Annotated in this window: 16 protein-coding genes; 5 read left to right on the top strand and 11 right to left on the bottom strand. The window is 73.9% G+C overall.

Going from position 1 to position 22,260, the window contains the following annotated elements; translation table 11 throughout:
• The first annotated feature begins 426 nt into the window (after positions 1–426).
• Positions 427–1,491, top strand: coding sequence for a C40 family peptidase (locus Srubr_RS27550; RefSeq protein WP_189994009.1), 1,065 nt, complete (start codon positions 427–429; stop codon positions 1,489–1,491).
• Positions 1,492–1,519: 28 nt separating this feature from the next.
• On the opposite strand, the gene Srubr_RS27555 is transcribed toward Srubr_RS27550, so the two are convergent.
• Both Srubr_RS27555 and Srubr_RS27560 read right to left on the bottom strand, forming a co-directional pair.
• Complete coding sequence (locus tag Srubr_RS27555; protein ID WP_189994011.1) at positions 1,520–2,251, bottom strand: LuxR C-terminal-related transcriptional regulator; 732 nt, start codon at positions 2,249–2,251, stop codon at positions 1,520–1,522.
• On the bottom strand, positions 2,248–3,537 hold the full coding sequence (locus tag Srubr_RS27560; RefSeq protein ID WP_189994013.1) for an ATP-binding protein: 1,290 nt from the start codon (positions 3,535–3,537) through the stop codon (positions 2,248–2,250). The genes Srubr_RS27555 and Srubr_RS27560 overlap by 4 nt, the downstream gene beginning before the upstream one ends.
• Positions 3,538–3,757: 220 nt before the next feature.
• Here Srubr_RS27560 and Srubr_RS27565 point away from each other — a divergent pair, with 220 nt between their 5' ends.
• Together Srubr_RS27565 and Srubr_RS27570 are read left to right on the top strand one after the other, a co-directional pair.
• On the top strand, positions 3,758–5,254 hold the full coding sequence (locus tag Srubr_RS27565; protein WP_189994015.1) for a PspC domain-containing protein: 1,497 nt from the start codon (positions 3,758–3,760) through the stop codon (positions 5,252–5,254).
• Positions 5,241–5,456, top strand: a complete 216-nt coding sequence (locus Srubr_RS27570) for a hypothetical protein (RefSeq protein WP_189994017.1) — start codon at positions 5,241–5,243, stop codon at positions 5,454–5,456. The genes Srubr_RS27565 and Srubr_RS27570 overlap by 14 nt, the downstream gene beginning before the upstream one ends.
• Here the strand turns inward: Srubr_RS27570 and Srubr_RS27575 are convergent.
• The 3 genes from Srubr_RS27575 to Srubr_RS27585 all read right to left on the bottom strand — a co-directional run bounded on the left by Srubr_RS27575 (position 5,447) and on the right by Srubr_RS27585 (position 8,387).
• Positions 5,447–5,971 carry a DoxX family membrane protein gene (locus tag Srubr_RS27575; RefSeq protein WP_189994019.1) on the bottom strand — a complete coding sequence of 175 codons (525 nt, stop codon included), beginning with the start codon at positions 5,969–5,971 and terminating at the stop codon, positions 5,447–5,449. The genes Srubr_RS27570 and Srubr_RS27575 overlap by 10 nt on opposite strands.
• A gap of 123 nt (positions 5,972–6,094) precedes the next feature.
• Positions 6,095–7,375 (bottom strand): hypothetical protein, encoded by a 1,281-nt coding sequence (locus Srubr_RS27580; protein WP_189994021.1) that lies wholly within the window; start codon positions 7,373–7,375, stop codon positions 6,095–6,097.
• A gap of 217 nt (positions 7,376–7,592) precedes the next feature.
• On the bottom strand, positions 7,593–8,387 hold the full coding sequence (locus Srubr_RS27585) for a class II aldolase/adducin family protein (RefSeq protein ID WP_189994023.1): 795 nt from the start codon (positions 8,385–8,387) through the stop codon (positions 7,593–7,595).
• 139 nt (positions 8,388–8,526) lie between these two features.
• Here Srubr_RS27585 and Srubr_RS27590 point away from each other — a divergent pair, with 139 nt between their 5' ends.
• Positions 8,527–8,994, top strand: a complete 468-nt coding sequence (locus tag Srubr_RS27590) for a pyridoxamine 5'-phosphate oxidase family protein (protein WP_189994024.1) — start codon at positions 8,527–8,529, stop codon at positions 8,992–8,994.
• Positions 8,995–8,997: 3 nt separating this feature from the next.
• On the opposite strand, the gene guaA is transcribed toward Srubr_RS27590, so the two are convergent.
• Positions 8,998–10,578, bottom strand: coding sequence for a glutamine-hydrolyzing GMP synthase (guaA, locus tag Srubr_RS27595; RefSeq protein WP_189994026.1), 1,581 nt, complete (start codon positions 10,576–10,578; stop codon positions 8,998–9,000).
• A 282-nt stretch (positions 10,579–10,860) separates the two neighbouring features.
• Between guaA and Srubr_RS27600 the strand changes: the two genes are divergently transcribed.
• Positions 10,861–11,118, top strand: coding sequence for a chorismate mutase (locus tag Srubr_RS27600; protein ID WP_189994028.1), 258 nt, complete (start codon positions 10,861–10,863; stop codon positions 11,116–11,118).
• 570 nt (positions 11,119–11,688) lie between these two features.
• On the opposite strand, the gene Srubr_RS27605 is transcribed toward Srubr_RS27600, so the two are convergent.
• The 5 genes from Srubr_RS27605 to Srubr_RS27625 all read right to left on the bottom strand — a co-directional run bounded on the left by Srubr_RS27605 (position 11,689) and on the right by Srubr_RS27625 (position 22,194).
• The gene (locus tag Srubr_RS27605) at positions 11,689–13,467 is read right to left on the bottom strand and encodes a GMC family oxidoreductase N-terminal domain-containing protein (protein ID WP_189994030.1); all 1,779 of its coding nucleotides are present in this window, start codon (positions 13,465–13,467) and stop codon (positions 11,689–11,691) included.
• 71 nt (positions 13,468–13,538) lie between these two features.
• A complete protein-coding gene (locus Srubr_RS27610; protein ID WP_189994031.1) occupies positions 13,539–15,152 on the bottom strand; it encodes a succinic semialdehyde dehydrogenase in 1,614 nt (537 codons plus the stop codon).
• 232 nt (positions 15,153–15,384) lie between these two features.
• Positions 15,385–17,100 (bottom strand): protein kinase domain-containing protein, encoded by a 1,716-nt coding sequence (locus Srubr_RS27615; RefSeq protein WP_189994033.1) that lies wholly within the window; start codon positions 17,098–17,100, stop codon positions 15,385–15,387.
• Positions 17,101–17,221: 121 nt separating this feature from the next.
• Positions 17,222–18,871, bottom strand: a complete 1,650-nt coding sequence (locus Srubr_RS27620; protein WP_229926649.1) for a serine/threonine-protein kinase — start codon at positions 18,869–18,871, stop codon at positions 17,222–17,224.
• A gap of 212 nt (positions 18,872–19,083) precedes the next feature.
• On the bottom strand, positions 19,084–22,194 hold the full coding sequence (locus tag Srubr_RS27625) for a protein kinase (RefSeq protein ID WP_229926627.1): 3,111 nt from the start codon (positions 22,192–22,194) through the stop codon (positions 19,084–19,086).
• Positions 22,195–22,260 lie beyond the last annotated feature (66 nt).

The following is a 22,260-nucleotide window of genomic DNA, read 5'->3' on the forward strand; positions in this document are numbered from 1 at the left end:
GAGCCTCCGCCCACCGCCCCGCCACCGACCCCTGCCGACGGCCCGCCACCACCGCCTCCCCCACTTCCCGAACCCCGCATCGGATCATGCATAAATGCGCCCCATAGCACCCCACCACTCCCGCCAGTAACCGTTTCCCCGCTTTGATCACCACGCTCCGTGAAGACGACGGCTCCGGAGCAGCCATGTGATCGCATACGGACACACAGCGGTCGATGGAAGCCAGTTCCGCACACCGCGTTACCGACCCGTCACCACCGTTTTAGCGTCCTCCCCCAGGTGACCGGCTCCCCATTGCCGCCCACGGCAACCGGCCACCACCGCCGAGAAGGGCCCGGCGGCGGCCGATCCCCCTGTACGGGCCGCCGCGGGGCACGTATCGACCGCCCGGTCGTACGAGTCGCAGGAAGGACGTGACGGTTCCAGGTGGCAGCCCACCGCAAGCCCCCACAGCACCCGCTCACCGGCCATACGGTCCGGACGGCCGCCGCTCTCGCCCTGGCGGGCGCGGCCGCCGCGACCTGCTTCGACGGGACGGGACACGCCGCGCCCCAGCCGACTCCGTCACAGGTCAAGGCCAGGGTGGCGGCGTTGTACCGGGAGGCCGAGGCCGCGACCGAGAAGTACAACGGGACGAAGGAGGAGGCGGACGCGGCCCAGCGGCGGCTGAGCGCGCTGCAGGACGAGACCGCCCGCAGGCAGCAGAGGCTGAATGCGGCCCGGAACGCCCTGGGCTCGATCGCGGCGGCGCGGTACCGGGACGGCGCGATCGCCCCGGCCTGGCAACTGGCCCTCTCCAGCGACCCCGACCGGTACCTGGACGGTGCCGCCCTCGCCGAGCGGGCCGACGACCGGCAGGCCGCCGTGGTGTCGCGGGTCCGCCGGCAGTTGCGGGAGATCGAGCGGCTGCGCGGCGCAGCCCGCGTCGAGGTGAAGTCGCTGCGGTCCCGGCAGGCCGAGCTGCGCCGGCACAAGAAGACCGTCACCGGCAAGCTGGACGAGGCCCGGCGGCTGCTCGCCCGACTGTCGCCGCGCCAACGCGACGAGATCACCGGCGCCGACGGCCCGGCGGAGCGCGCCTCCCGGTCGGCCGCCGATCCGCGGGAGCCGCTGGAGCGGGCCGGATCCGTCCCGGCCCCCGGCGGGCGCGCGGCGGTGGCCGTCGCCTACGCCTACGGCAAGCTCGGCAGCCCCTATGTGTGGGGTGCCACCGGTCCGAACGCCTTCGACTGCTCGGGCCTGGTCCAGGCCGCCTACCGCGCCGCCGGTCTCTCCCTGCCGCGCACCTCCTACGCCCAGATCGACGCGGGCCGGCGGGTCTCCCGCTCGGAGCTGCGCCCGGGCGACCTGGTGTTCTTCTACCCGGGCATCAGCCACGTCGGCATCTACGTGGGCGGCGGCCGGATGATCCACGCCCCGAACCCGTCGGCTCCGGTCCGCCTGGACCCGATCGACCAGATGCCCTTCGCGGGGGCGACCAGGGTGGCGTGAGGGACGGGTGCGGGCGGGCCCGTGGGGGTCAGACCAGCCGGCGCGCGGTCGCCCAGCGGGTCAGCTCGTGCCGGTTGGACAGCTGGAGCTTGCGCAGGACCGCCGAGACATGGGACTCGACCGTCTTCACCGAGATGTACAGCTGCTTGGCGATCTCCTTGTAGGCGTAGCCCCGGGCGATCAGGCGCAGCACCTCGCGTTCGCGCTGGGTGAGGCGGTCCAGGTCCTCGTCCACGGGCGGGGCGTCGGTGGAGGCGAAGGCGTCCAGAACGAACCCGGCCAGCCGCGGGGAGAAGACGGCGTCCCCCTCCTGGACGCGGAAGATCGAGTCGATCAGGTCGGCGCCGGTGATGGTCTTGGTGACATAGCCGCGGGCGCCGCCGCGGATCACCCCGATCACGTCCTCGGCGGCGTCCGACACGGACAACGCGAGGAAGCGGACGGGCCGCTCGGCGTCGGCCGTCAGGGCCGCGCAGCGGCGCAGCACCTCGACCCCGCCGCCGCCCGGGAGGTGCACGTCGAGGAGGACCACCTCGGGCCGGGTGGCGGTGATGACCGCGACCGCCTGGTCGACATCGGCTGCCTCGCCGACCACCTCGACGCCGGTCTCGGCGGTCTGGCCGATCTCGGCCTGGACGCCGGTGCGGAACATCCGGTGGTCGTCCACGAGTACCACCCGCACGTGCCGCCCGTCCGCGCCGGCACCGGGCCGGTCCTCCGCCGCCCCCACCGTGCCGTTCGCCTCGGTCGCGTCGCTCATGACGTCTTCTCCGCCCTCTCCATCTCCAGCTCGACCTCGGTGCCGCCGTCGGGCACCGCCCGCAACCGGGCCGTGCCGCCGTGGCGCTCCATGCGGCCGATGATCGATTCTCTGACACCCATGCGGTCGGCGGGTATCGCGTCGAGGTCGAAGCCGGGACCACGGTCCCGCACGGACACGAAGACCGATTTCCCCTCGACTTCGGCGTAGACCTGTACGGCACCGCCCTCGCCACCGTACTTGGCGGCGTTCACCATGGCTTCGCGCGCGGCCTGCATCTGTGCTCCGGTCCTCTCGTCCAGCGGGCAGTCGCCGACGATGACGACCTCGATGGGCACGCCGTGCTTGTCCTCCACCTCGGCGGCGTTGCGCCGGACCGCCTCGGCGACCGTGTCCGGCTCGTCGTCCTCGTCCTTGCCGGTGCCCTCCGGCTTGTACAGCCAGGTGCGCAGGTCGCGTTCCTGGGCGCGGGCGAGGCGGCGGACCTCGCTCGCGTTCTCGGCGTTGCGCTGGATCAGGGTGAGGGTGTGCAGCACGGAGTCGTGGACGTGGGCGGCCACCTCGGCGCGCTCCTGGGCGCGGATGCGCATCAGGCGCTCCTCGGAGAGGTCCTGGGTCATGCGGACCAGGTAGGGACCGGCGAGGAGGGTGATGCCGACGAGGACGGCGAGCGCGGCTTGCAGGACCGCGCCCAGGTGCGCGGTCGTTCCCTGGAGGACGAAGACGGCCGTGACCCCGGCCGTGACGAGCAGGACGCCACCGGCCGCGCGCAGCAGGGTGAGGGGGCGGCGTCGCCGGCCGGCCTCGACCCAGCGGGCCCGGCGGGCGTTGTCCGCCTGGCGCCAGACGAGGGCGACACCGGCCGCGACGAGCACGGCGGGCACCAGGTACGCCTTGGTCGTGCTGCCGAGGTTGACGCTGCGCACGAAGATCATGGAGACGATGACCATGAGCAGCAGGGCGGCGATCTGCCCCCGGTCCGGTCTGCGGGCCATCAGTCGGCGCCGGCCGTCCGGTGTGGTCTCCGCTGCCACCAGCGAGGGCTTCTGGTCGCCGACGCCGCCGACGCCGAGCGGGACGAAGAACCAGAACGCGGCGTAGAGCAGCGCTCCGAGCCCGTCGGCCATGAGCAGGCCGGCGAAGACGAGCCGCACCCAGATGACGGGCAGCCCGAGATGCCCGGCGAGCCCTCGCGCCACTCCGCCGAGCCAGCGTCCGTCGCTGCTGCGGTAGAGCTTGCGCGGGGGCCGCGGGTCGTCGAGTGACAGGCTTGCGGCTTCCGGCATGCCATCGATGGTCACACGGGCGGCGGGGCGGAGCATCAGGGTCGGCCCGGAGACGCCCCTGATTTTCCGCCGGGGACGGTCCGGGTGGGCGGCTGGTGCATGGTTGTCCGGCGGTCCGTGCCGCTCGAACACTTCCCCGCCCCGCCTCAGGGGCGATTTCAGGGTTGGCCCAGGGTCGTCCCGACTGCCGCCGGGGCGGCCGGGCGGTCACCATGGACGCATGACCGATCACGAGCACGCCGCGACGGGTCCGGGACCCGGCCCCGGCCCACGCCCGGCCCCGGGCACCGGGCCGACGGATGCCGCGCCCGCCGCGACGGGAGAGAGCGGAGCGGCCGACCCCGGCTCCCCCGCCCACCCCGGCTTCCGCCCCCGTTCCCGGAGCGGCGGCCCTTCCCCCGCGCAGGAGTCGGAGCGGCAGGAGAGCCCCCGGCTTCCCGAGCGGTTCCGGCGCGACCGCGGGCACAAGATGATCGCGGGCGTGTGCGCGGGTCTGGGACGGCAGACCGACATGGACCCGGTGATCTACCGGATCACGCTGGCCGTGCTGTCCGCGGCGGGCGGCCTGGGGCTCATCTTCTACGGCTTCGCCTGGCTGCTGGTGCCGTACGAGGACGAGGAGGAGAACGAGGTCCGCAAGCTGTTCACGGCCCGGGTCGACGGCCAGGCGCTGGCCGCGGTCCTGTTCGCGCTGGTCGGCTGCGGGATCTTCCTGACGATGCTGGGGAACGGCGGGGTGCTGGCGTTCGGAGCGGTGCTCTCGCTGCTGCTCGCGGGCGCCGGGTACTGGTCGAGACGCCGTGACGCCGCCGGCCACGATCCGCTGGCGGCGCAGGCCGCCGCCGACGCGCCGCCGGAGGCGCAGGCGCCGCCGGTCGTCACCTCCTACCCCTCCTGGTGGCGGGACCCGATCGTCAAGGACGGCACCCATGTCGGCGGCACCGGATATCTGTGGGGGCCCGGCGACGCCCGCGGACGGGACCTCACCTCGGTCCTGGACGTCCGCATCGCCACCCCCTGGACACACCCCGGGGCGATACCCCCGCCGGCGGCCGAGCCCCCGAGACCGCGCGGCCCGCGCTGGATCGGCGGCTGGGTGTTCCTGCTCGCCCTGCTGGCGGGCGGCCTGGGCACCTGGTCCGGCTGGCACACGCACCCGCTCGGCACCAGCCTCCAGACCGGCCTGGCCTGCGCCCTGGCGGTGTTCGGACTGGGCATAGCGCTCAGCGCGTTCCTGGGCCGGACGGGAGCCGGGACGGTGTTCTGGGCGGTGGTCACGGCGGCCCTGCTCGCCGGGGCGACGGCGCTGCCCCGGGACATCACCACCGACTGGAGGGAGGCGACCTGGAAGCCGGCCGCGGCAACTCAGGTGCGGCCCGAGTACGACCTCGGCACAGGGCGGGGCACGCTGGACCTGACCCGGGTGCGTCCGTCCCCCGGGCAGACGGTCGCCACGGACGCCCGGGTGGGTGCGGGACACCTGAAGGTGATCGTGCCGGCGGATGTGACCGTGCGGATGGACCTGGATGTGGGGGTGGGCGACATCCGGTTGCCCGGAGACCGTGGAGACGACGTGGACGTGCGGCCCGGCAGGCATCGGAACGTGACGCTGGCACCGGCCAAGGACACGGCCGGAGTGTCCGGGAAGCCGGGCACGCTGGATCTCACGCTCGGCGTGGGAGTGGGACAGGTGGAGGTCAGCCGTGCCGCGTCATGAGTTCCAGCCCGGGAAGCTGGTCGCCGGGCTCTTCCTGACCGCCACCGGCGTGGCCTACGCGGGGGACGCGGGCGGCCTGTGGGACACCCCGTGGTTCGCGGTGATTCCGCTGGTGGTGGGCGGCCTGTGCCTGGCCGGCGCCACGGCCGTGCTGGCCCGCGCGATACGTGGCCGGGGCGGTGCCGAGGAGGGTCAGCGGTAGCCGCCGGGCCACCGCCGGGCCCGCCAGGCGGCGTCCACGGAGAAGTAGGGCGCGCCGGCGAGGATCAGGGGGAGCCAGGCCATGAGGTAGGCGAGGTCGTTTCCGTAGTAGTAGGGGGTGGTGGCCCAGCTCACCGTCAGCCAGAGGCTGAGCGAGATCAGCGCGCCGCCGAGCGCGGCGAGACGGCCGAGAAGGCCGAGCAGGGTGGCGATGCCGACGGCCAGCTCACCGAGCGCGATGGCGTAGCCGAAGCCGACCGGGCTCTTCAGGGCCAGGTCGATCAGGGCCGGGATCGCGGCGGAGCCGCGGGCGGCGCGCATGGTGTCGCCGATCGAGCCGACACCGGCGGAGTGCATGAAGGCGCTGTCGGTGAGCTTGTCCAGGCCGGCGTAGACGAAGGTGGCACCCAGGAAGAGGCGCAGGGGCAGCAGAGCGTAGTAGGTGGCGGTGTCCCGGAGGCTGCGGGGCTCGCTCAGCCGGGGAATGCGCGTGTCCGTCCGCATGCCGTGAGTCATCGCTACAAGCCGCCTTTCACCCGCTGTGCCCCCTGATGTGACGATACGTATGACGAAGGGAGCGCGTTCAATCCTGTCCTGGATGATTTTCCGGATTTCGGCCCTCAGCGGCGAGCCCGCCCCTCACTCCGTCACCTGGAGCGGGTACCGGTTCGTCGTCACGCCGGCCGCCGTCACCACTTGGACGTCCACCGCTCCGGGCTCCACGTCCGCGGGTACGGGCACGGTCAGGGTGGTGTCCGTGGGATTGCGGAAGCCGCCGGTGACGGGGATCAGGGGGACGTGGACGTCGACCGCGCCGATGCGGACGACCGTCCGGGAGAGCCGGTCGGCGCTCTGTGCGCCGGGCGGGACGAAGCCGCTGCCCCGGATCTCGATGTCGTCGCCGGTGCGGACCGGACCGTCGAGGTCGCCGGGCTCCCGGGCGCGGACCACCGAGTGGATCACCGGACGGCCGCCCTCGGCGTACTTGCCGGCCAGGTAGGTCGCCGCCGAGATCAGGACGACCATGCCCAGGCCCCAGGGCAGGTCGGGCAGCCGGTCGGGGCGGCGGGCCAGCCGTACGGCGGCGAACAGCAGGGCGACGGCGGTGACGGCGATGTACTGGATGTCGGTGAAGGCGCCCCGGCCGGAGTCGTCGGTGAGCAGGTCGGCGGCGCGCGGCCGGTGGGCCGGCACCTTCTGCAGCCGCTGGGCGTGGACGCGCGTGGCCACCACCCGGCGGACGAGGACGGCGACGGCGCATACGACGGCGAGGACGGTCACCGCGCCCGCGCCGTGCGCCAGGGCGAGGCCGTCGATCAGCGCGTCGCGTTCGGCGTGGCCGGAGGCGGCGGCCAGGCGGAGGGAAAGCAGCAGGACGGCATAGCCGAGGAACAGCACCCAGCAGGCGGCGACGGTACGGGAGGTGGAGATGCGGTTGTCCTCGCCGATCAGCGGGGCGAGCGCTCCGCCGCGCGCCCGGTGGAGGAGGCAGGCGGCGGTCAGCGCGCCGGCGACGGCGAGCGCGGCGAGCAGGGCCGCGGTGCGGGCGCCGGTCCAGCCCGCGCCGGTCGCGGTGAGCGCCTCGGCGAGCAGCAGCGCGGTGACGGCGCCCCACACCGCGTACACCGTGCGCAGCCACAGCCCGGCGAGCCGTACCGCGCCCTCGGCGCGGCTCTGTTCGGCGACGGCCTCGGCCCGTTGGGTGAGTTCCTCGGACACCCACTGGCGGGACGCCGAGGCCGAGTGCGCCACGGCCGGCGGCAGCCCCCGGCCGGCGGCGAGTTCGTCGCACCGGCGCAGGAACGCGGCGACGGCGCGCCGGTGTCCCTCCCGGGCGCCGTGCGGGCAGTCCCCGCAGGTGCAGCCTCCCTCGTGGGCGCCTCCGGCACCCGTGTCCGCTCCCGCGTCCCGCACCGTCACGTCCGACGCCCGCCTTCCCCACGACCCGCCGGCCCCGCCTGCCCCACCGACGTCACACGCGGCACACATGGCACTTACGGCGTTCCGGCAACTCCCTTGTGACGAGAGCGAATTGTGCCGCACAAGGGGGCCTGCGAGGCGGCCGGTCCGGGTAAGCGCGGGTGAACCCGGGGCCGCCGTGTTGACCCGGCCCCGGGAATCCCGCTCCGCGGACGGCTCAGCTGAGCAGATCCGGTTCGGCGCGGCTGACGTCCTGCCACAGTGGCTGGTAGTTGATCCAGGCCACCAGGTCGCCGCCGAGCTGTTCGCGGGTGGCGACGGCCGCCTTGTGGTCGATGAGCACCGGCCGGCCCGCCGCCTTGGCCGTCAGCTGCACCTGACAGCACCGTTCCAGGGACAGGAACCACCAGGCGGCGGCGTCCACCGAGTCGCCGACAGTGAGCAGCCCGTGGTTGCGCAGCACCAGTGCCTTGCGGGAGCCCAGCGCGGCGGCGATCCGGCGGCCCTCCTCGGCGTCGACGGTGACGCCGGTGTAGGCGTCGTAGAGGGCGAGGTCCTCGTAGAAGGCGCAGCTCTCCTGGGTGATGGGGTCGATCAGGTCGCCGAGGGCGGCGAGGGCGCGGCCGTGCACGGAGTGGCAGTGGGCGACGGCGACCACGTCGGGGCGGGCGGCGTGCACCTGGGCGTGCACGGTGAACGCGGCCTGGTTGACGTGGTAGCGGCCCTCGATCACCTGCCCGTCCTGGTTGGCGAGGACCAGGTCGCCGACGGTGACGTGCTTGAAGGGCACGCCGAACGGGTTGACCCAGAAGCAGTCGGTGTACTCCGGGTCGCGAGCCGTTATGTGTCCCGACACCCCGTCCTCGAACCCCGCCCGTCCGAAGATCCGCAGGGCACCCGCGAGCCGCTCCTTGCGGTGTCTGCGTTCGTCCTCGGCGGACTCGTGCAGCGGCGGCATGGCGAAGTGCAACTGGTCGGTGGGCAGCGGCAGGGGCGGGGTGGGCCCGTGCATGGATCCTCCAGCGGGGGGATTGCGGTACGGCCGGAAGGTACCGCCGACCGGCGCAAAAGGGCAGAGGCGGCCGGTAAAGATGACGTGCGCGATGAATACCCGACAGGAGATGTCGGGATTGGGCGGCAGGCTGGCGCGTATGAACTGGACAGCCTTCCGTACCGCCGCACCCGACCTGGCGGCGATCACCGAGGAGCGCTTCGGCGCCTACCGGCACCACGTGCTCGCGACCCTCCGCAGGGACGGCTCGCCCCGCACCTCCGGTCTGGAGGTCAGGTTCCTGGGCGGGGAGCTGTGGCTCGGCATGATGCCTCGTTCCCTGAAGGCCCTGGACCTGCTCCGCGACCCGCGCTTCACCCTCCAGGCCAACCCCGGCGACGGCACGGACCTGGGCGGCGGCGACATCCGGATCAGTGGGCGGGCGTACGAGGTCGGGGAGGGCACGGCCAAGGCCGCCTATGTGAAAGAGGTGGAACCGCCGCAGCCGTTCCACCTCTTCCGCACCGAGCTGACGGAGGTCGTCCGCACCTATGTCGAGGACGACAGGTATCTGGTCGTCCAGGTCTGGCGGCCCGGTGAGCCCCTGCGCACGTTCAAGCGCGCCTAGGGCCTACTCCCACTCGATCGTCCCCGGCGGCTTGCTCGTCACGTCGAGGACGACCCGGTTGACGTCCCGGACCTCGTTGGTGATCCGGGTCGAGATGCGGGCCAGGACGTCGTAGGGCAGCCGGGACCAGTCGGCGGTCATGGCGTCCTCGGAGGAGACCGGGCGCAGCACGACCGGGTGGCCGTAGGTGCGGCCGTCGCCCTGGACGCCCACGCTGCGGACGTCGGCGAGCAGGACCACCGGGCACTGCCAGATGTCGCGGTCCAGGCCGGCGGCCGTCAGCTCCTCGCGGGCGATGGCGTCGGCCTCGCGCAGCAGGTCCAGCCGCTCCTTGGTGACCTCGCCGACGATCCGGATGCCGAGGCCGGGGCCGGGGAAGGGCTGGCGCTGGACGATCTCCTCCGGCAGGCCCAGCTCCTTGCCGACCATGCGGACCTCGTCCTTGAACAGCTTGCGCAGCGGCTCGATCAGCTTGAACTCGAGGTCCTCGGGCAGGCCGCCCACGTTGTGGTGCGACTTGATGTTCGCGGTGCCGGTGCCGCCGCCGGACTCCACCACGTCCGGGTAGAGGGTGCCCTGGACCAGGAACTCCACGGCCGGGCCCTCGTCGGCGATGATCTCGGCCTGCGCCTGCTCGAAGACGCGGATGAACTCCCGGCCGATGATCTTGCGCTTCTCCTCGGGGTCGGTCACCCCGGCGAGCGCCTTCAGGAAGCGCTCCTCGGCGTCGACGACCTTCAGCTGCACGCCGGTGGCCGCGACGAAATCCTTCTCGACCTGCTCGGTCTCGCCCTTGCGCATCAGGCCGTGGTCGACGTAGACGCAGGTCAGCTGGGAGCCGATGGCCTTCTGCACGAGGGCGGCGGCGACGGCGGAGTCCACCCCGCCGGACAGGCCGCAGATCGCGCGCTTGTCGCCGACCAGCTCGCGGATGGCCTGGACCTGCTCCTCGATGACGTTGCCGGTGGTCCAGTCCGGCTTCAGCCCGGCACCGCGGTAGAGGAAGTGCTCCAGCACCTGCTGGCCGTGCGTGGAGTGCATGACCTCGGGGTGGTACTGGACGCCGTAGAGCTTCTTGTCGTCGTTCTCGAACGCGGCGACCGGGACGACGTCCGTGGACGCGGTGACCGTGAAGCCGTCGGGGGCGGCGGAGCAGGCGTCACCGTGGGACATCCACACGTGCTGCTCCTCCGGCGTGCCCTCGAAGAGGGTGGAGGACGCCCTGGAGACGTGCAGGTCGGTACGGCCGTACTCGCGGGCGCCGGTGTTGTCGACGGTGCCGCCGAGGGCCTGCGCCATCAGCTGGAAGCCGTAGCACATGCCGAAGACGGGGACGCCGGACTCGAAGATCTCGCGGTCGAGGCGGGGAGCGCCCTCCTCGTACACCGACGAGGGGCCGCCGGAGAGGATGATCGCCGCGGGCTTCTTGGCGAGCATCTCGCTGACCGGCATGGTGCTCGGCACGATCTCGCTGTAGACCCGCGCCTCGCGGACGCGACGGGCGATGAGCTGGGCGTACTGCGCGCCGAAGTCGACGACCAGGACGGTGTCGGGGGTGGCGGCAGACTGGGTCGCTGATGACACGGGGTGCCTTCTGGTGGTCGGGCGGGGGTCTGTGCTTCCGATTCTAACGGGGTGGCCACCGGACCTCCGAGACGAGCCGCCGTGGCATACTGACCGCATGCGCAAGCACTCGACCTTCGTCTTTACCTATGGCATCCGGCCCGCCGGCTGCCATGGTCGTGCTGCTTGAGCCAACCGCCAAGCGACTTCCCAGGCGCCCCGGGCCGACAAGGCCCGGGGCGCCTGTCGTATACCGGGTTGTGTCGTCCCAGGGCTTCCGCCATCCCGACCGAGGAGCCCCACATGACCACCACCAGCCCGGAAGCGGCCATCGCCGACGCCCGCGAGCGCATCGACGCGCTCGACGACCGGATCATCGGCCTGATCCAGGAGCGGATGGCCGTCTCCGCCGTCGTCCAGCAGACCCGGATCGCCTCCGGCGGGCGGCGGGTGCACCTGTCGCGCGAGATGGAGATCCTCGCCCGCTACCGGGACGCCCTCGGCAAGCCCGGCACCGGCCTCGCCATGACCCTGCTGGAGCTGTGCCGGGGTCGCATCTGAGTTCTGTCCCGCTCTCACCCGTACGGTGCCGTGACCGGCCCGCGCGCCGCTTCGTTGAGGGGTGTGTCCGTGCCAGCCAGGGGCGGGCGACCGAACCACGCGTGGCTCACCGGAGCGTGTGGCGTACGGGTCGTGCCGTACGCCGTGGGACCTCGCTCCGGGACGTGACCGGACGGCAGGGGACAGCAGCCCGGTCATCCAAGAGAACGGCCGGCTCCGGGGACGCCCGGGGCCGGCCGGCGGAAATCCGCGGACAGCAAGCGGGCAGCCGCAGGCGAACCGCGGACAGCAAGCGGGCAGCCGCGGGAAAACCCCGGACAGTACGTGACGCGGCGCCGGTCCCGGGCATCGGCGCCGATGCGAGCAAGGGCCCCGCGGCCCCTCCGTCCCGCGGGGCCCTTCGCCCTGCCCGGACCCCGTCCGCCCCCCAGACTGTGACCGACATCACACACCGAATGCGGCCTCGTCGAGCAACCCTTCCAGCTCTTGGCTGATCAAACCTGCCGGATCAAGAAGCGGTGGGCGGGACCTGCATTCGGAGGGGGATGCAGGTCCCGTCCCCCGTGCCGGTCACTTCTTCGGCGGCACCGCCGGCATCCCCAGGAACGGCAGCCGCAGCGCGCCGAACGCGTCCGCCGGGACCACCGGCGCCTTGGGCTCCACCGGCGCCAGCCGCTCGTACGCCGCTCCCTGCGCCGGACGCGGATCCTCCTCGCCCTTGTTCGGCCAGAACGACATCGCCCGCTCCGCCTGCGCGGTGATCGTGAGCGACGGGTTGACGCCCAGGTTCGCCGAGACCGCGGCGCCGTCCACGACCGAGATCCCGGGATGGCCGTAGAGCCGGTGGTAGGGGTCGATCACGCCGGTCTCCGGGGAGTCACCGATGGGACAGCCGCCGAGGAAGTGCGCGGTGAGCGGGGTGCCCATCAGCTCGCCGATGTTGCTGCCGGCGAAGCCGTTGATCTCGGCGGCGAGCGCGGAGGCGGCCTCGGTCGCGGCCCTGATCTGCTTGGGATTGGGCGCGCCGTGCCCCTGCCGGGCGGTGAGCAGGCCCCTGCCGGGCCCGGCGGGTTTCAGGTACGTGGTCAGCGAGTTGTCCAGGGACTGCATGACCAGGCCGATGATGGTCCGCTCCGACCAGCGCCGGTTGGACAGCGAGCGGGCGACCTGGACCGGGTGCCGGGCCGCGTTCGCCAGCCAGGCCAGCACGCGCGAGGACCCTTCCGTGTACGGCACCTGGAGGATGGACAGGCCGCCCATCGCGTTGGAGCCCTTGCCGTAGCGGACCGGCTCGATGTGGGTGTTCTCGTCGGGGTGGATCGAGGAGGTGATGGCGACGCCCCGGGTGAAGTCGGCCCTCGGCGCGCCGGTCGCCCGCCGGTAGCGGCGGTCGTGGGTCTGCGCGCCCACCAGCGCCTCGGAGTTGGTGCGGGTCAGGTCGCCGAGCCGGGGGGACAGGTACGGCAGCTGGCGGCCCGCCTTCATGCGGTGCAGCAGGGTCTGGGTGCCGTAGGTGCCGGCCGCGAGGACGACCTTGCGGGCGGTGAAGATCCTGCCCTCGGCCTTCCGCTTGCGGTCCGTCGGCAGGGTCGCCACCGCGTAGCCGCCGCGCGAGTCGTCGGTGACGGACACCACCGTGGTCATGGGGTGGATGACCGCGCCCGCCTTCTCGGCGAGGTGGAGGTAGTTCTCGTTGAGGGTGTTCTTCGCGCCGTGCCGGCAGCCGGTCATGCACTCGCCGCACTCGGTGCAGGCCCGCCGGTCGGGCCCGGCCCCGCCGAAGTACGGGTCGGCCACCCGCTCGCCGGGCCGGGCCCTCGTCCTGCCGTCGGCGTCCTGGCCGTCCCCGAAGAACACGCCCACCGGGGCGAGATGAAAGGTGTCGCCGACGCCCATCCGCCCGGCCGCCGCCTTCAGATGGACGTCGGACGGGGTCATGGTGGGGTTGAGCCGCACCCCGAGCATGCGCCGGGCCTGGTCGTAGTACGGCTTCAACTCCTCCTGCCAGTCGGTGATGTGCCGCCACTGGGGGTCGTCGAAGAAGGCCTTCGGCGGTACGTAGAGGGTGTTGGCGTAGTTGAGCGAGCCGCCGCCGACGCCCGCGCCGGCCAGCACCATGACGTTGCCCAGCAGGTGGATGCGCTGGATGCCGTACATGCCGAGCCGGGGCGCCCAGAGGTAGTTCTTCAGGTCCCAGGAGTTCTTCGGGAGGGTGGCGCGGGTGAAGCGGCGGCCCGCTTCCAGTACACCGACTTTGTAGCCCTTTTCCGTCAGGCGCAGGGCGGACACCGAGCCGCCGAAGCCGGAGCCGACGATGATGACATCGAAGTCGTAGGCGTCCTGGGGCACGTGTTCTCCTCGTTGAGTGGTGCGTGCGGGCGGTCTGTGGTTCGCGCGGTTCCCCGGGCCCCTGAGGCCGGTCACCTGAAACGGAATGCCTTCATCAGGCGCAGGCTCGTGCTCATGAACCGGGCGTACGCCTCGTCGTCCATGCCCAGCGAGGGCGCCATCGGCAGCAGCCGCTGCTGGGCGACGGTCTGGGCCTCCGTGTACTTGAGGATGCCCTCGGAGCCGTGGCGGCGGCCCAGGCCGGAGTCCTTCATGCCGCCCATCGGGGACTGGGCGCTGCCGTAGGCGGGCGCGTAGCCCTCGTTGACGTTGACGGTGCCGGTGCGCAGGCGGGCGGCGAGGTCCCGGCCGCGGCGGGCGTTCGTCGTCCACACGGACGCGTTCAGGCCGTACGGCGTGGCGTTGGCGCGCTCCACCGCCTCGTCGTCGGTCCGGAAGCGGTAGACGGAGACGACCGGGCCGAAGGTCTCCTCCTCGCAGACGGCCATGGCGGGCTCGACGCCGTCGAGGATGGTGGGCTCGAAGAAGTACGGGCCGATGTCGGGGCGGGCCGCACCGCCCGCGATCACCTTGGCGCCCTTGGCGACGGCCTCCTCTACGTGCCGCTGGACGGTCTTCAGCTGACGCTCGCCGACCAGCGAGCCCATGTCGGCGCCGTAGGCGAGGAAGTTGCCGAGCCGCATGGCCCTGGTGCGGGCGGCGAACCGGTCCAGGAAGGCGTCGGCGACGGACTCGTGGACGTAGAGCCGCTCGATGGAGATGCACAGCTGGCCGGCGGAGGAGAAGCAGGCCCGGACGGCACCGGCGGCGGCCTTCTCGATGTCGGCGTCGTCCAGCACCAGCATGGCGTTCTTGCCGCCGAGTTCCAGGGAGACGCCGACCAGGCGGGAGGCGGCGCCGACGGCGACCTCGCGGCCGGTGCGGGTGGAGCCGGTGAAGGAGACGTAGTCGGCGTGCTTGACCAACTCGGGGCCGACGACCGGGCCCTCGCCGAGGACCACCTGGAAGACGCCGTCGGGCAGCCCGGCCTCGATCAGCAGGTCACGCGCCCACAGGGCGGTGAGGCAGGTCTCCGTGTCCGGCTTCATCACCACGGCGTTGCCCGCGACGAAGGCGGGCAGGGCGTCGCCGACGGACAGCTCCAGCGGGTAGTTCCAGGGGGCTATCTGGCCCACCACCCCGCGCGGGTGGCGCAGTTCGGTGACCTTGGTCAGGACCGGGACGGCGCCGGTGTGCCGCTTGGGCCGCAGATAGGCGGCGGCGCGGCGGCCGTAGTGCCGGGCGGCGACGACGACGGCCTGCACCTCCTCGTGCGCGTGCAGGCGGGCCTTGCCGGTCTCCAGCTGGATCAGGTCCAGGACCTCGGCCTGCCGCTCCAGCACCAGGTCGTGGAAGCGCAGCAGCACGGCGGCGCGCTGCCGAACCGGGGTCGCCGCCCACGCGGTCTGCGCGGCGCGGGCCGCGGCGAAGGCGTCCCGGACGTCGTCCGGGGTGGACTCGGGCAGGTCGGCCAGCTTCTCGCCGGTGAAGGGGGCGTGACTGGCGGTACGGCCGGAGCCTGTGACGCCCTTGGTGAGCCGGGCCAGCAGCTGCGGGGTGACCACGTCGGCGGCGGTACGGGCGCCGTCGGGGGCGGGCGCGAGCGGGTTGGTGCCGGCGATGTCCGGGGCCTGCGTGTCCGTCATGACGCGCAGGGTATGCCGCGGCGCGGCCTTTGTGTACCCGTCGGTAACGCGGATTCACCGACCGCTCACACCCTGCCAGTGATCACTGGCAGGGAATGCGCTGATCAGGGCGTTGGCGGGGGACGATCAGCCGGCACAGGGTTTTTTCACGGCGGCGGGACAAGAGGCCCAGGAGGTACGGCGACGAGAGAGGACGACCGCGTACCGCACCGCCGTCCGAGCGGGCGGGCCCTCACCCGCCGGCCGAGAACGTGTCCACGGCCACGTCGAAGTACTCCCGCGCCTCGCGGACCTTGCCGACCGGCGCCGACACCCACACGTCGTACAGCCTGCCGTTCTCCTCCCAGCACAGGTCGTAGGTGTGGCGCGGGCCCTCCGCCGGGCTGAAGCCGTTCCAGGTGAACTCCCAGAAGGCGGCCCGGTGTCCGGCGTGCGTGGTGGGGGTGACCCGGCCGTCGTGGTAACCGGGGTTGTTCTCCGGGCCGGCGGCGGCGGAGCGCTCCAGCACGCCCAGGGGGCCGCCCGGCTGCGGGCCGGTGACCTTGACGCCGAGGCGGAAGGTCTGACCCGGCGAGAGGTAGTAGACGCGTTCGCCGCGCGGGCTGCGGGTGAAGTCCTCCGGGACGGCGAGGGAGAACCCGGCCGGGTCGTGGGCGGTGCGGTAGCCGGAGGGCGCGGTGTGCGAGCCGGTGCCGGGCGCGGTGGTGGGCCCGGGTGAGGGAGTGGCCGGTGTCCGGGGCGCCGTCGGGGCGGGCGCCGTACCCGTGGCACCGGTGCCGGTCGCCGGGGTGGTGGCCGTGCCGCCCGGGGTGCCGCCGCCTCCGTCCCCGCTCTGGTGCAGCAGCAGCGTGGCGGCCGACACGCCCGCCCCGGCCAGCGCGGCGACGAGCAGCGCCGCCACCAGCGCTCCGCGCGGAGCCGGGCGGGCCGGCGGCTGCTGTGCCGTCGGGGGGTGGGCCGGGCCCAGCGGCGGCGGCCCGCCCTGGGGCAGGTCCGGCCGGGTCGGCGAGTAGGCCACCGGGGACTTGTGGGCCCGGCCGCCGCCGATCCGGTGCAGGCGCCCGACGCCGTGCTCCCCCGCCGGGCGCCGGCCGCCCGGCGCGGCCGGGGTCCGGCCGGTCTCCAGGTACGTCCGCAGCATCCACTCCGCGGCCGCCGCGCTCAGCCGGCGGTCGGGATCGCGCTCCAGCAGCCCCAGGACGACGGGCAGCAGCGGCTCGGCCTGCGCCGGCGGGCGGATGTCGGCGGAGACGACGGCGTGCAGGATGCCGCCCAGCGAGTCGCGCCGGAAGGGCGATTCGCCGCTGAGCACCGTGCACAGCAGCGCGCCCAGCGACCACAGGTCGGACTCCGGGCCGGTGCGCAGCCCGGACATCCGCTCCGGCGCGGTGTATTCGGGCGAGCCCACGAAGGAACCGGTCTCGGTGAGCGTGGTGGCGCCCTCGACCTGGGCGATGCCGAAGTCGGTGAGCACGACCCGGTCGGTGCCGGACTCGATCAGGACGTTCGCGGGCTTGATGTCCCGGTGCAGCACGCCCGCCTCGTGCGCGGTGTGCACCGCGCTCAGCAGGGCGATGCCGATCCGCGCGGCCTCTTCGGCGCCGACCGGGCCGTCCCGGGCGATCCGTTCGGCGAGCGACGGGCCGTCGACCAGCTCCATCACGAGATACGGCCGGCCGTCGTGCTCCACCACGTCGTGCACGACGATGATGTGCGGGTGCCGTAACTGGCAGACCGCGCGGGCCTCGCGGAACGTACGGGCGCGGCGGCGGCGCGCGTCGTCGTCCGGGAGCGAGTCGTCCGGAAGGAACTCCTTGACCGCCACCCGACGGCCCAGCACCTCGTCGCTCGCCCGCCACACGACGCCCATGCCGCCGCGCCCGACGCGTTCCTCCAGGCGGTAACGGCCCGCGATCAGCCGGAAGCCGCCGGCTCCCTCGGTCCCCATGCGCCCCATCATGCCGCAGCGGGCGCCCGTGTCCTCGAAATCCGGTCGCGCCCCGGGGGCACGCGGATCACCGGTCGGACAGCAGTTCCCGGCGCGGACGGCGCAGTCCGGGGCGCCGGGCTCAGCGCGGCTCCTGCCAGCCCTGGAGCACCGCCTTGAACTGCTTGCTGGTGCGGCCCCAGTCCGCGGCGGGCGAGGATATGTAGATCACGTACTCGGTGCCGTCGCGCGCGATGTACGTCTCCTCCGCGGCGCGCCGCGGCCCCGGGAAGGCGCTGTCCTTCGCCAGCGCGGTCCAGGTGTACTCCCAGACGGAGCCGCCGAGGTCGCGGTAGACGTTCTTCTCCAGCCGGACCCGCTGGTAGTCGGCCAGCCGCCGGGAGAGCTGGCCGTCCAGGTCGAGCTGGTGGGAGTAGGCGTCCTTGAAGTCGGGCGAGGTGTCGATGGCGATGCGGACGAAGTGCTCGCCGCCGTCGGGCGTGTAGTCGACCTGCCGGAGGTCGCCGGGCACCCCGACGACCCTGCGCGACCAGCCCTCGGGCAGGTAGAGGCCGAAGCCCCACTCGTCGTCGTACCGGCGCCAGGAGGCCGGGATCGTGCCGTCGGTGCCGGGCGTGGCGCTGCCGCTCGCGGAGGCGGACGGCGTGGCCGGGCCTCCGTTCGGCCCACCGCCGTCCCGGGTGCCGGCGCTCCACTTCTGCACGGCCACCGCGGCGCCGGCGCCGAGCACGGCCGCGAGGGCGACGACGAGCGCGAGGGTGCGCAGCCTGCGGCGGGGCCGGGCCCGGACCGGTGACGGAGCCGGCGCCGGTATGCCTGCCGGACCGGACGGTACGGGGGCCACGGCCGTCGGGCCGGTGACGGCACCGGTCGCGCCCGCCGGGCCGCCGGGGAGACCGCCGCCGGCCGAACCCCCTCCGGGAAGCGTGCCGTGGCCCGGATCGGCCGTCCCGGGTATGTGCCCGCCCGCGCCCCGGGCCTGCGGGAACCCCCGCGGGTCCCGCGCGGTGCCCGGCGTGCGCCCCTCCGCCGCCTCGGCGAGCATCCGCTCCGCCTCCTCGACGCCGGGCCGCCCGGCCGGGTCCTTGCACAGCAGGGCGGCGATGACGGGGGCGAGCGGACCGGCGTGCCGCGGCGCGTCCGTGTCCTCCTCGACGATCGCCTGCATGGTGCTCAGCGGCGAGGTCCGCCGGAACGGCGAGCGGCCCTCGACCGCCGTGTACAGCGTGGCGCCGAGCGCCCACAGGTCGGAGGCCGGGCCGGGGTCGTGACCGCGCACCCGCTCGGGGGCCAGGTAGTCGACGGAGCCGACGACCTCCCCGGTGCGGGTGATGGTGGAGTCGCCCTCTATCTGGGCGATGCCGAAGTCCGTCAGCAGCACCCGGCGGTCCTTGCCGAGCAGGACGTTGCCGGGCTTGACGTCCCGGTGCAGCACACCGGCGGCGTGCGCGGCGCGCAGCGCCCGCAGCACCCACAGCCCTATCCAGGCGGCCTCCGCCGGCTCCACGCGGCCGCGTTCCTTGACCACGTCGGCCAGCGAGGCGCCCTCGACCAGCTCCATCACGATCCACGGCCGGCCGTCGTGTTCGAGCACGTCGTGCACGGTGACGACGGCGGAGTGGTTGATGCGCGCGGCGGCCCGCGCCTCGGCACGGGTCCGGGCGAGCAGCACGGCCCGGTCGCCGTCGGAGGCGTAGAGCGCGGCGGTCAGCTCCTTGACGGCGACCATCCGGTGCAGCACCTCGTCGTGGGCGCGCCACACCCGGCCCATGCCGCCGCTGCCGATGGAATCGGCGAGCCGGTAGCGGCCTGCTACGAGCAGACCCTGCTTCTGATTCACGTTGCCCCGCAATGCTCTTGACAGGGCCAGACTAAGGACCGGCCTCCCCCCAGGGAACCAGCGGGGGGCACCGGTGACCGCACTGTGACGATGGTCGTTTCCACGCGACAGAGGAAACCCCGCGGTCCCTGGGTACGCGCAGCTCAACCCGTGTAGCGATACGTCGCCACGGCCTGCTCGTACAGCCGGGTCACCTGGTCCCGCTCGGCTTCCGGGCCGCGCACCTGCACGATGTGGTAGCGGCCGTTCAGCAGCAGCGCCATGTTCCGCACGAACCGGTCCCGCCCCTGCCCGTCGGTCCAGGTGAACTGCCCCTCTGCCATGGTCCGCCCGCCCACCTCGGTGGTCCGCAGGCCGCTCGCCGTGGACCAGCTGGAGTCTCGGTACGGCTGGAGTTCCCGCTCCTTGTCCCGCTGGTAGGCCATCGGGTCGCTGCCGTAGGCGGACGCGCCGTCCCGGCCCGGTACGACGATCAGCTCGAAGTCCCCGTGGGCGTAGACCACCTGGCCGCTGCCGTTCCTGGGGCTGCGGCCCCAGCCCTCGGCGACGGCGACCTTGAAGCCGTCGGGGTCCTTGCGCAGGGTGAACCCGTCGGGCACGGCAGGGTCCCCGCCGGTCTGGGTCTCGGTCGCGGGCGCGGAGGTGCCCTCGTCCGGGGTGCTCCGCCCGGCGGATGGCTCCCGGGTGTGCGCGGGCAGCGGGCCGGTCCGCCCGGTGTCGCCGGTGCGGTCCCCGCCGGATTCCTGCTTTGGCATGAAGAGCATCGCGTAGGCGATCCCGCCCGCCAGCAGGAGCAGTATCAGAAGGAGCAGGGTCCGGCCCAGGCTGCGCGGCGAACGGGCGCCCCCGGCGGCCCGCTTGTGCCGGCCGTGCGGACCCGCCACGACCGCGCCCGCGCGGCGGCGGCGCACCAGCTCGCCCCGGCGCCGCACGATCGGCAGCCGGCTCGGGTCGGCGGGCGGCACGGGGACGACCCGGGTACCGGCCTCCGGCTCCGGCGCGGACCGCACCAGGGAGCGCAGCCAGCCGCTCAGCTCCTCCACGTCCGGCCGCTCGGTGGGGTCCTGACGCAGCAGCGACTCCACGACCGGGCGCAGCGGTCCGCACTCCTCGGCGAACGCGGGCGGCTCGGCGCACACCAGTTGCACCAGCTCGGCCGTGGACTCCTCCGGGTACGGGGCGTGTCCCTGTACGGCGCGGAACAGCAGCGCGCCGAGGGCCCACAGGTCGGTGGCGGGGCCGATGGGCGCGGCCAGCTGCCAGTTCTCGTGCACGGGCCCGGCCTGCTCCGGCGCCCACCGCTCGGTCACCGGCCCCACCACGGCCATCCGCACCTGCCGCGCCCGCTCGGCGGCAAGCGCACCACCGGGACCTCGGCGTACGGCCCCGGGGGCGTCCCAGCCGGCGACGGGGGCGGGGGCTGGACTTGGGGTGTCAGGGCCGTAACGACGGACGGCAGCGAGCCCGGACTCCGAGGGACCGTCGGGCCCGGAGGGGCGGCCGGGCGCCGACAGCCCTCCGGGGTGGTCGGGACCGGCGCCGGAATCCGAGGAGCCGTAGGAATCGGAGCGGTGGCCGGGGCCGAACCCGGGCTCCGAGGAACCGAAGGGGTCGAAAGCACGACCGGAGCCGGAGCCGGACACGGACGCACCAGGGCCGGCCGGGGCCGCAGGCGTGCGGCCGGAGCCGGGTGCCGGCAGCGCTCCGGGGTGGGCGGGAGCCGACGTCGTACGGCCGGAGCCGGACGCCTGCGGTCCGCCGGGGCTGTCGGTCGGCGGGTGCTGCCTGTCGCGTGCCTGGGGCGGGACACGGCCGGGTTGCGGCTGTGCCGGGGACAGGCCCAGTCGCCGGGTACCGCCGTCCAGGGCCTGGGGAGTACCGCCCTCCAGGGCCTGGGATGTGCCGCCGGGCCCGGGGCGCGGCGCGGCGCCGTGCCAGGGGGTGCCGCCCACACCGTACGGGTCGGCTATGCGGCCGGGCGGCACCGCGCTGCCCGGGTCCGAGGGGTAAGACGGCTCTGCCTGGTCGTCGGCCGGGCCGGAGTCGGCAGCGGCGTCGGCCGGCGGGCGGGCGCCGGGCAGGGCGGGGCGTCGGCTGTGCTCCGCCTCGTGCACCCGGGCGGCGGCCCGGGCGCCCGCGCGGTAGGCGGCGATGGCCCCCGCCCGCGCGGCCCGGACATCGGAACCGGTCTCCAGAGCCGGCTGCCCCGCCGCGCCGGAGAGCCCGTCCCCGCCGGGCGCCGACAGCGCTCCGGCGGCCCGCGCCTGGATGGCGGCCCGCCGTGCGGCCTCGGGATCGACATCCGCCGCACCACCCGCGGCACCACCGGCACCGCCGAAACTGCCAGGCCCAACGGAACCGCCGGCACCGCCGAAACTGCCAGGCCCAACGGAACCGCCGGCACCGCCGAAACTGCCAGGATCACCGGAACCACCGGCACCGCCGAAACTGCCAGGATCACCGGAACCACCGGCACCGGACGAACGGCCGGCGCCACCGAAACCGTCGTCACCACCGGAACCGGCGAGACCTCCTGGGCCGCCCGCGTCCGCCTCCGCCCCCGCCCAGCCCGTGTGCCCGGCCGGGCCGGTGCCGAGGGCATCCCCCGTGCCCCCGCCGCCCGCCGGGTCCTCGCTGGCCGGCACCGGGTCGTAGCCGCAGAGCGCCTCCTCCGCCGCGCCCGCCGCGAGACCGGTCAGCACCACCCGGCCGTCGTCACAGACCAGAACCGTGCGGACGGTGATGTTGCGGTGCACCCAGCCATGGGCGTGCAGCACCCGGAGGGCCATGAGCACGTCGGAGGCCACCTCGGCCGCCCGGTACGGCGACAGCGGCCGCTCGGTGAGCAGGGCGGCCAGCGGACGCGCGGCCACCAGTTCGCTGACGATCCACAGGGACCCGCCCTCGGCGAACACGTCGAAGACCTGGTCCAGGCGCGGATGGTCGGGGACGCGGGCCGCGGCCTGCGCGGCCTCGACGGCGCGCCGCACCGCCGGGTCGGCGGGCTGCCGGGTGGCGCCCCTCGCCTCCGCCGACCGGCGGGACGGGCGCTCACGCGCGGTGAACCCCTCGGGCAGACCCTCGGCGTCGAGCACCTCGGCCTCGACGACCTCCGGCAACGGCACCTGCCGGACGAGGACTTCCTGGCCGCTGTAGGTGTCGAAGGCGCGGCTCTCGGTGAACTCGTACGCGTCGGACGGCGGCAACGGCAGGCGGTAGCGGTCGGCGAGCACCCGACCCGCGTAGTCGTCCACTGTGCCTCCCTCGGCCGCCCGGCTGGTCATGTCCGTTCGTCTCGACCCGTTTCGCACACGCCCGCG

Origin of the sequence: Streptomyces rubradiris, from assembly GCF_016860525.1 — a bacterium.
In the GTDB taxonomy this organism is placed as follows: Bacteria; Actinomycetota; Actinomycetes; order Streptomycetales; family Streptomycetaceae; genus Streptomyces; species Streptomyces rubradiris.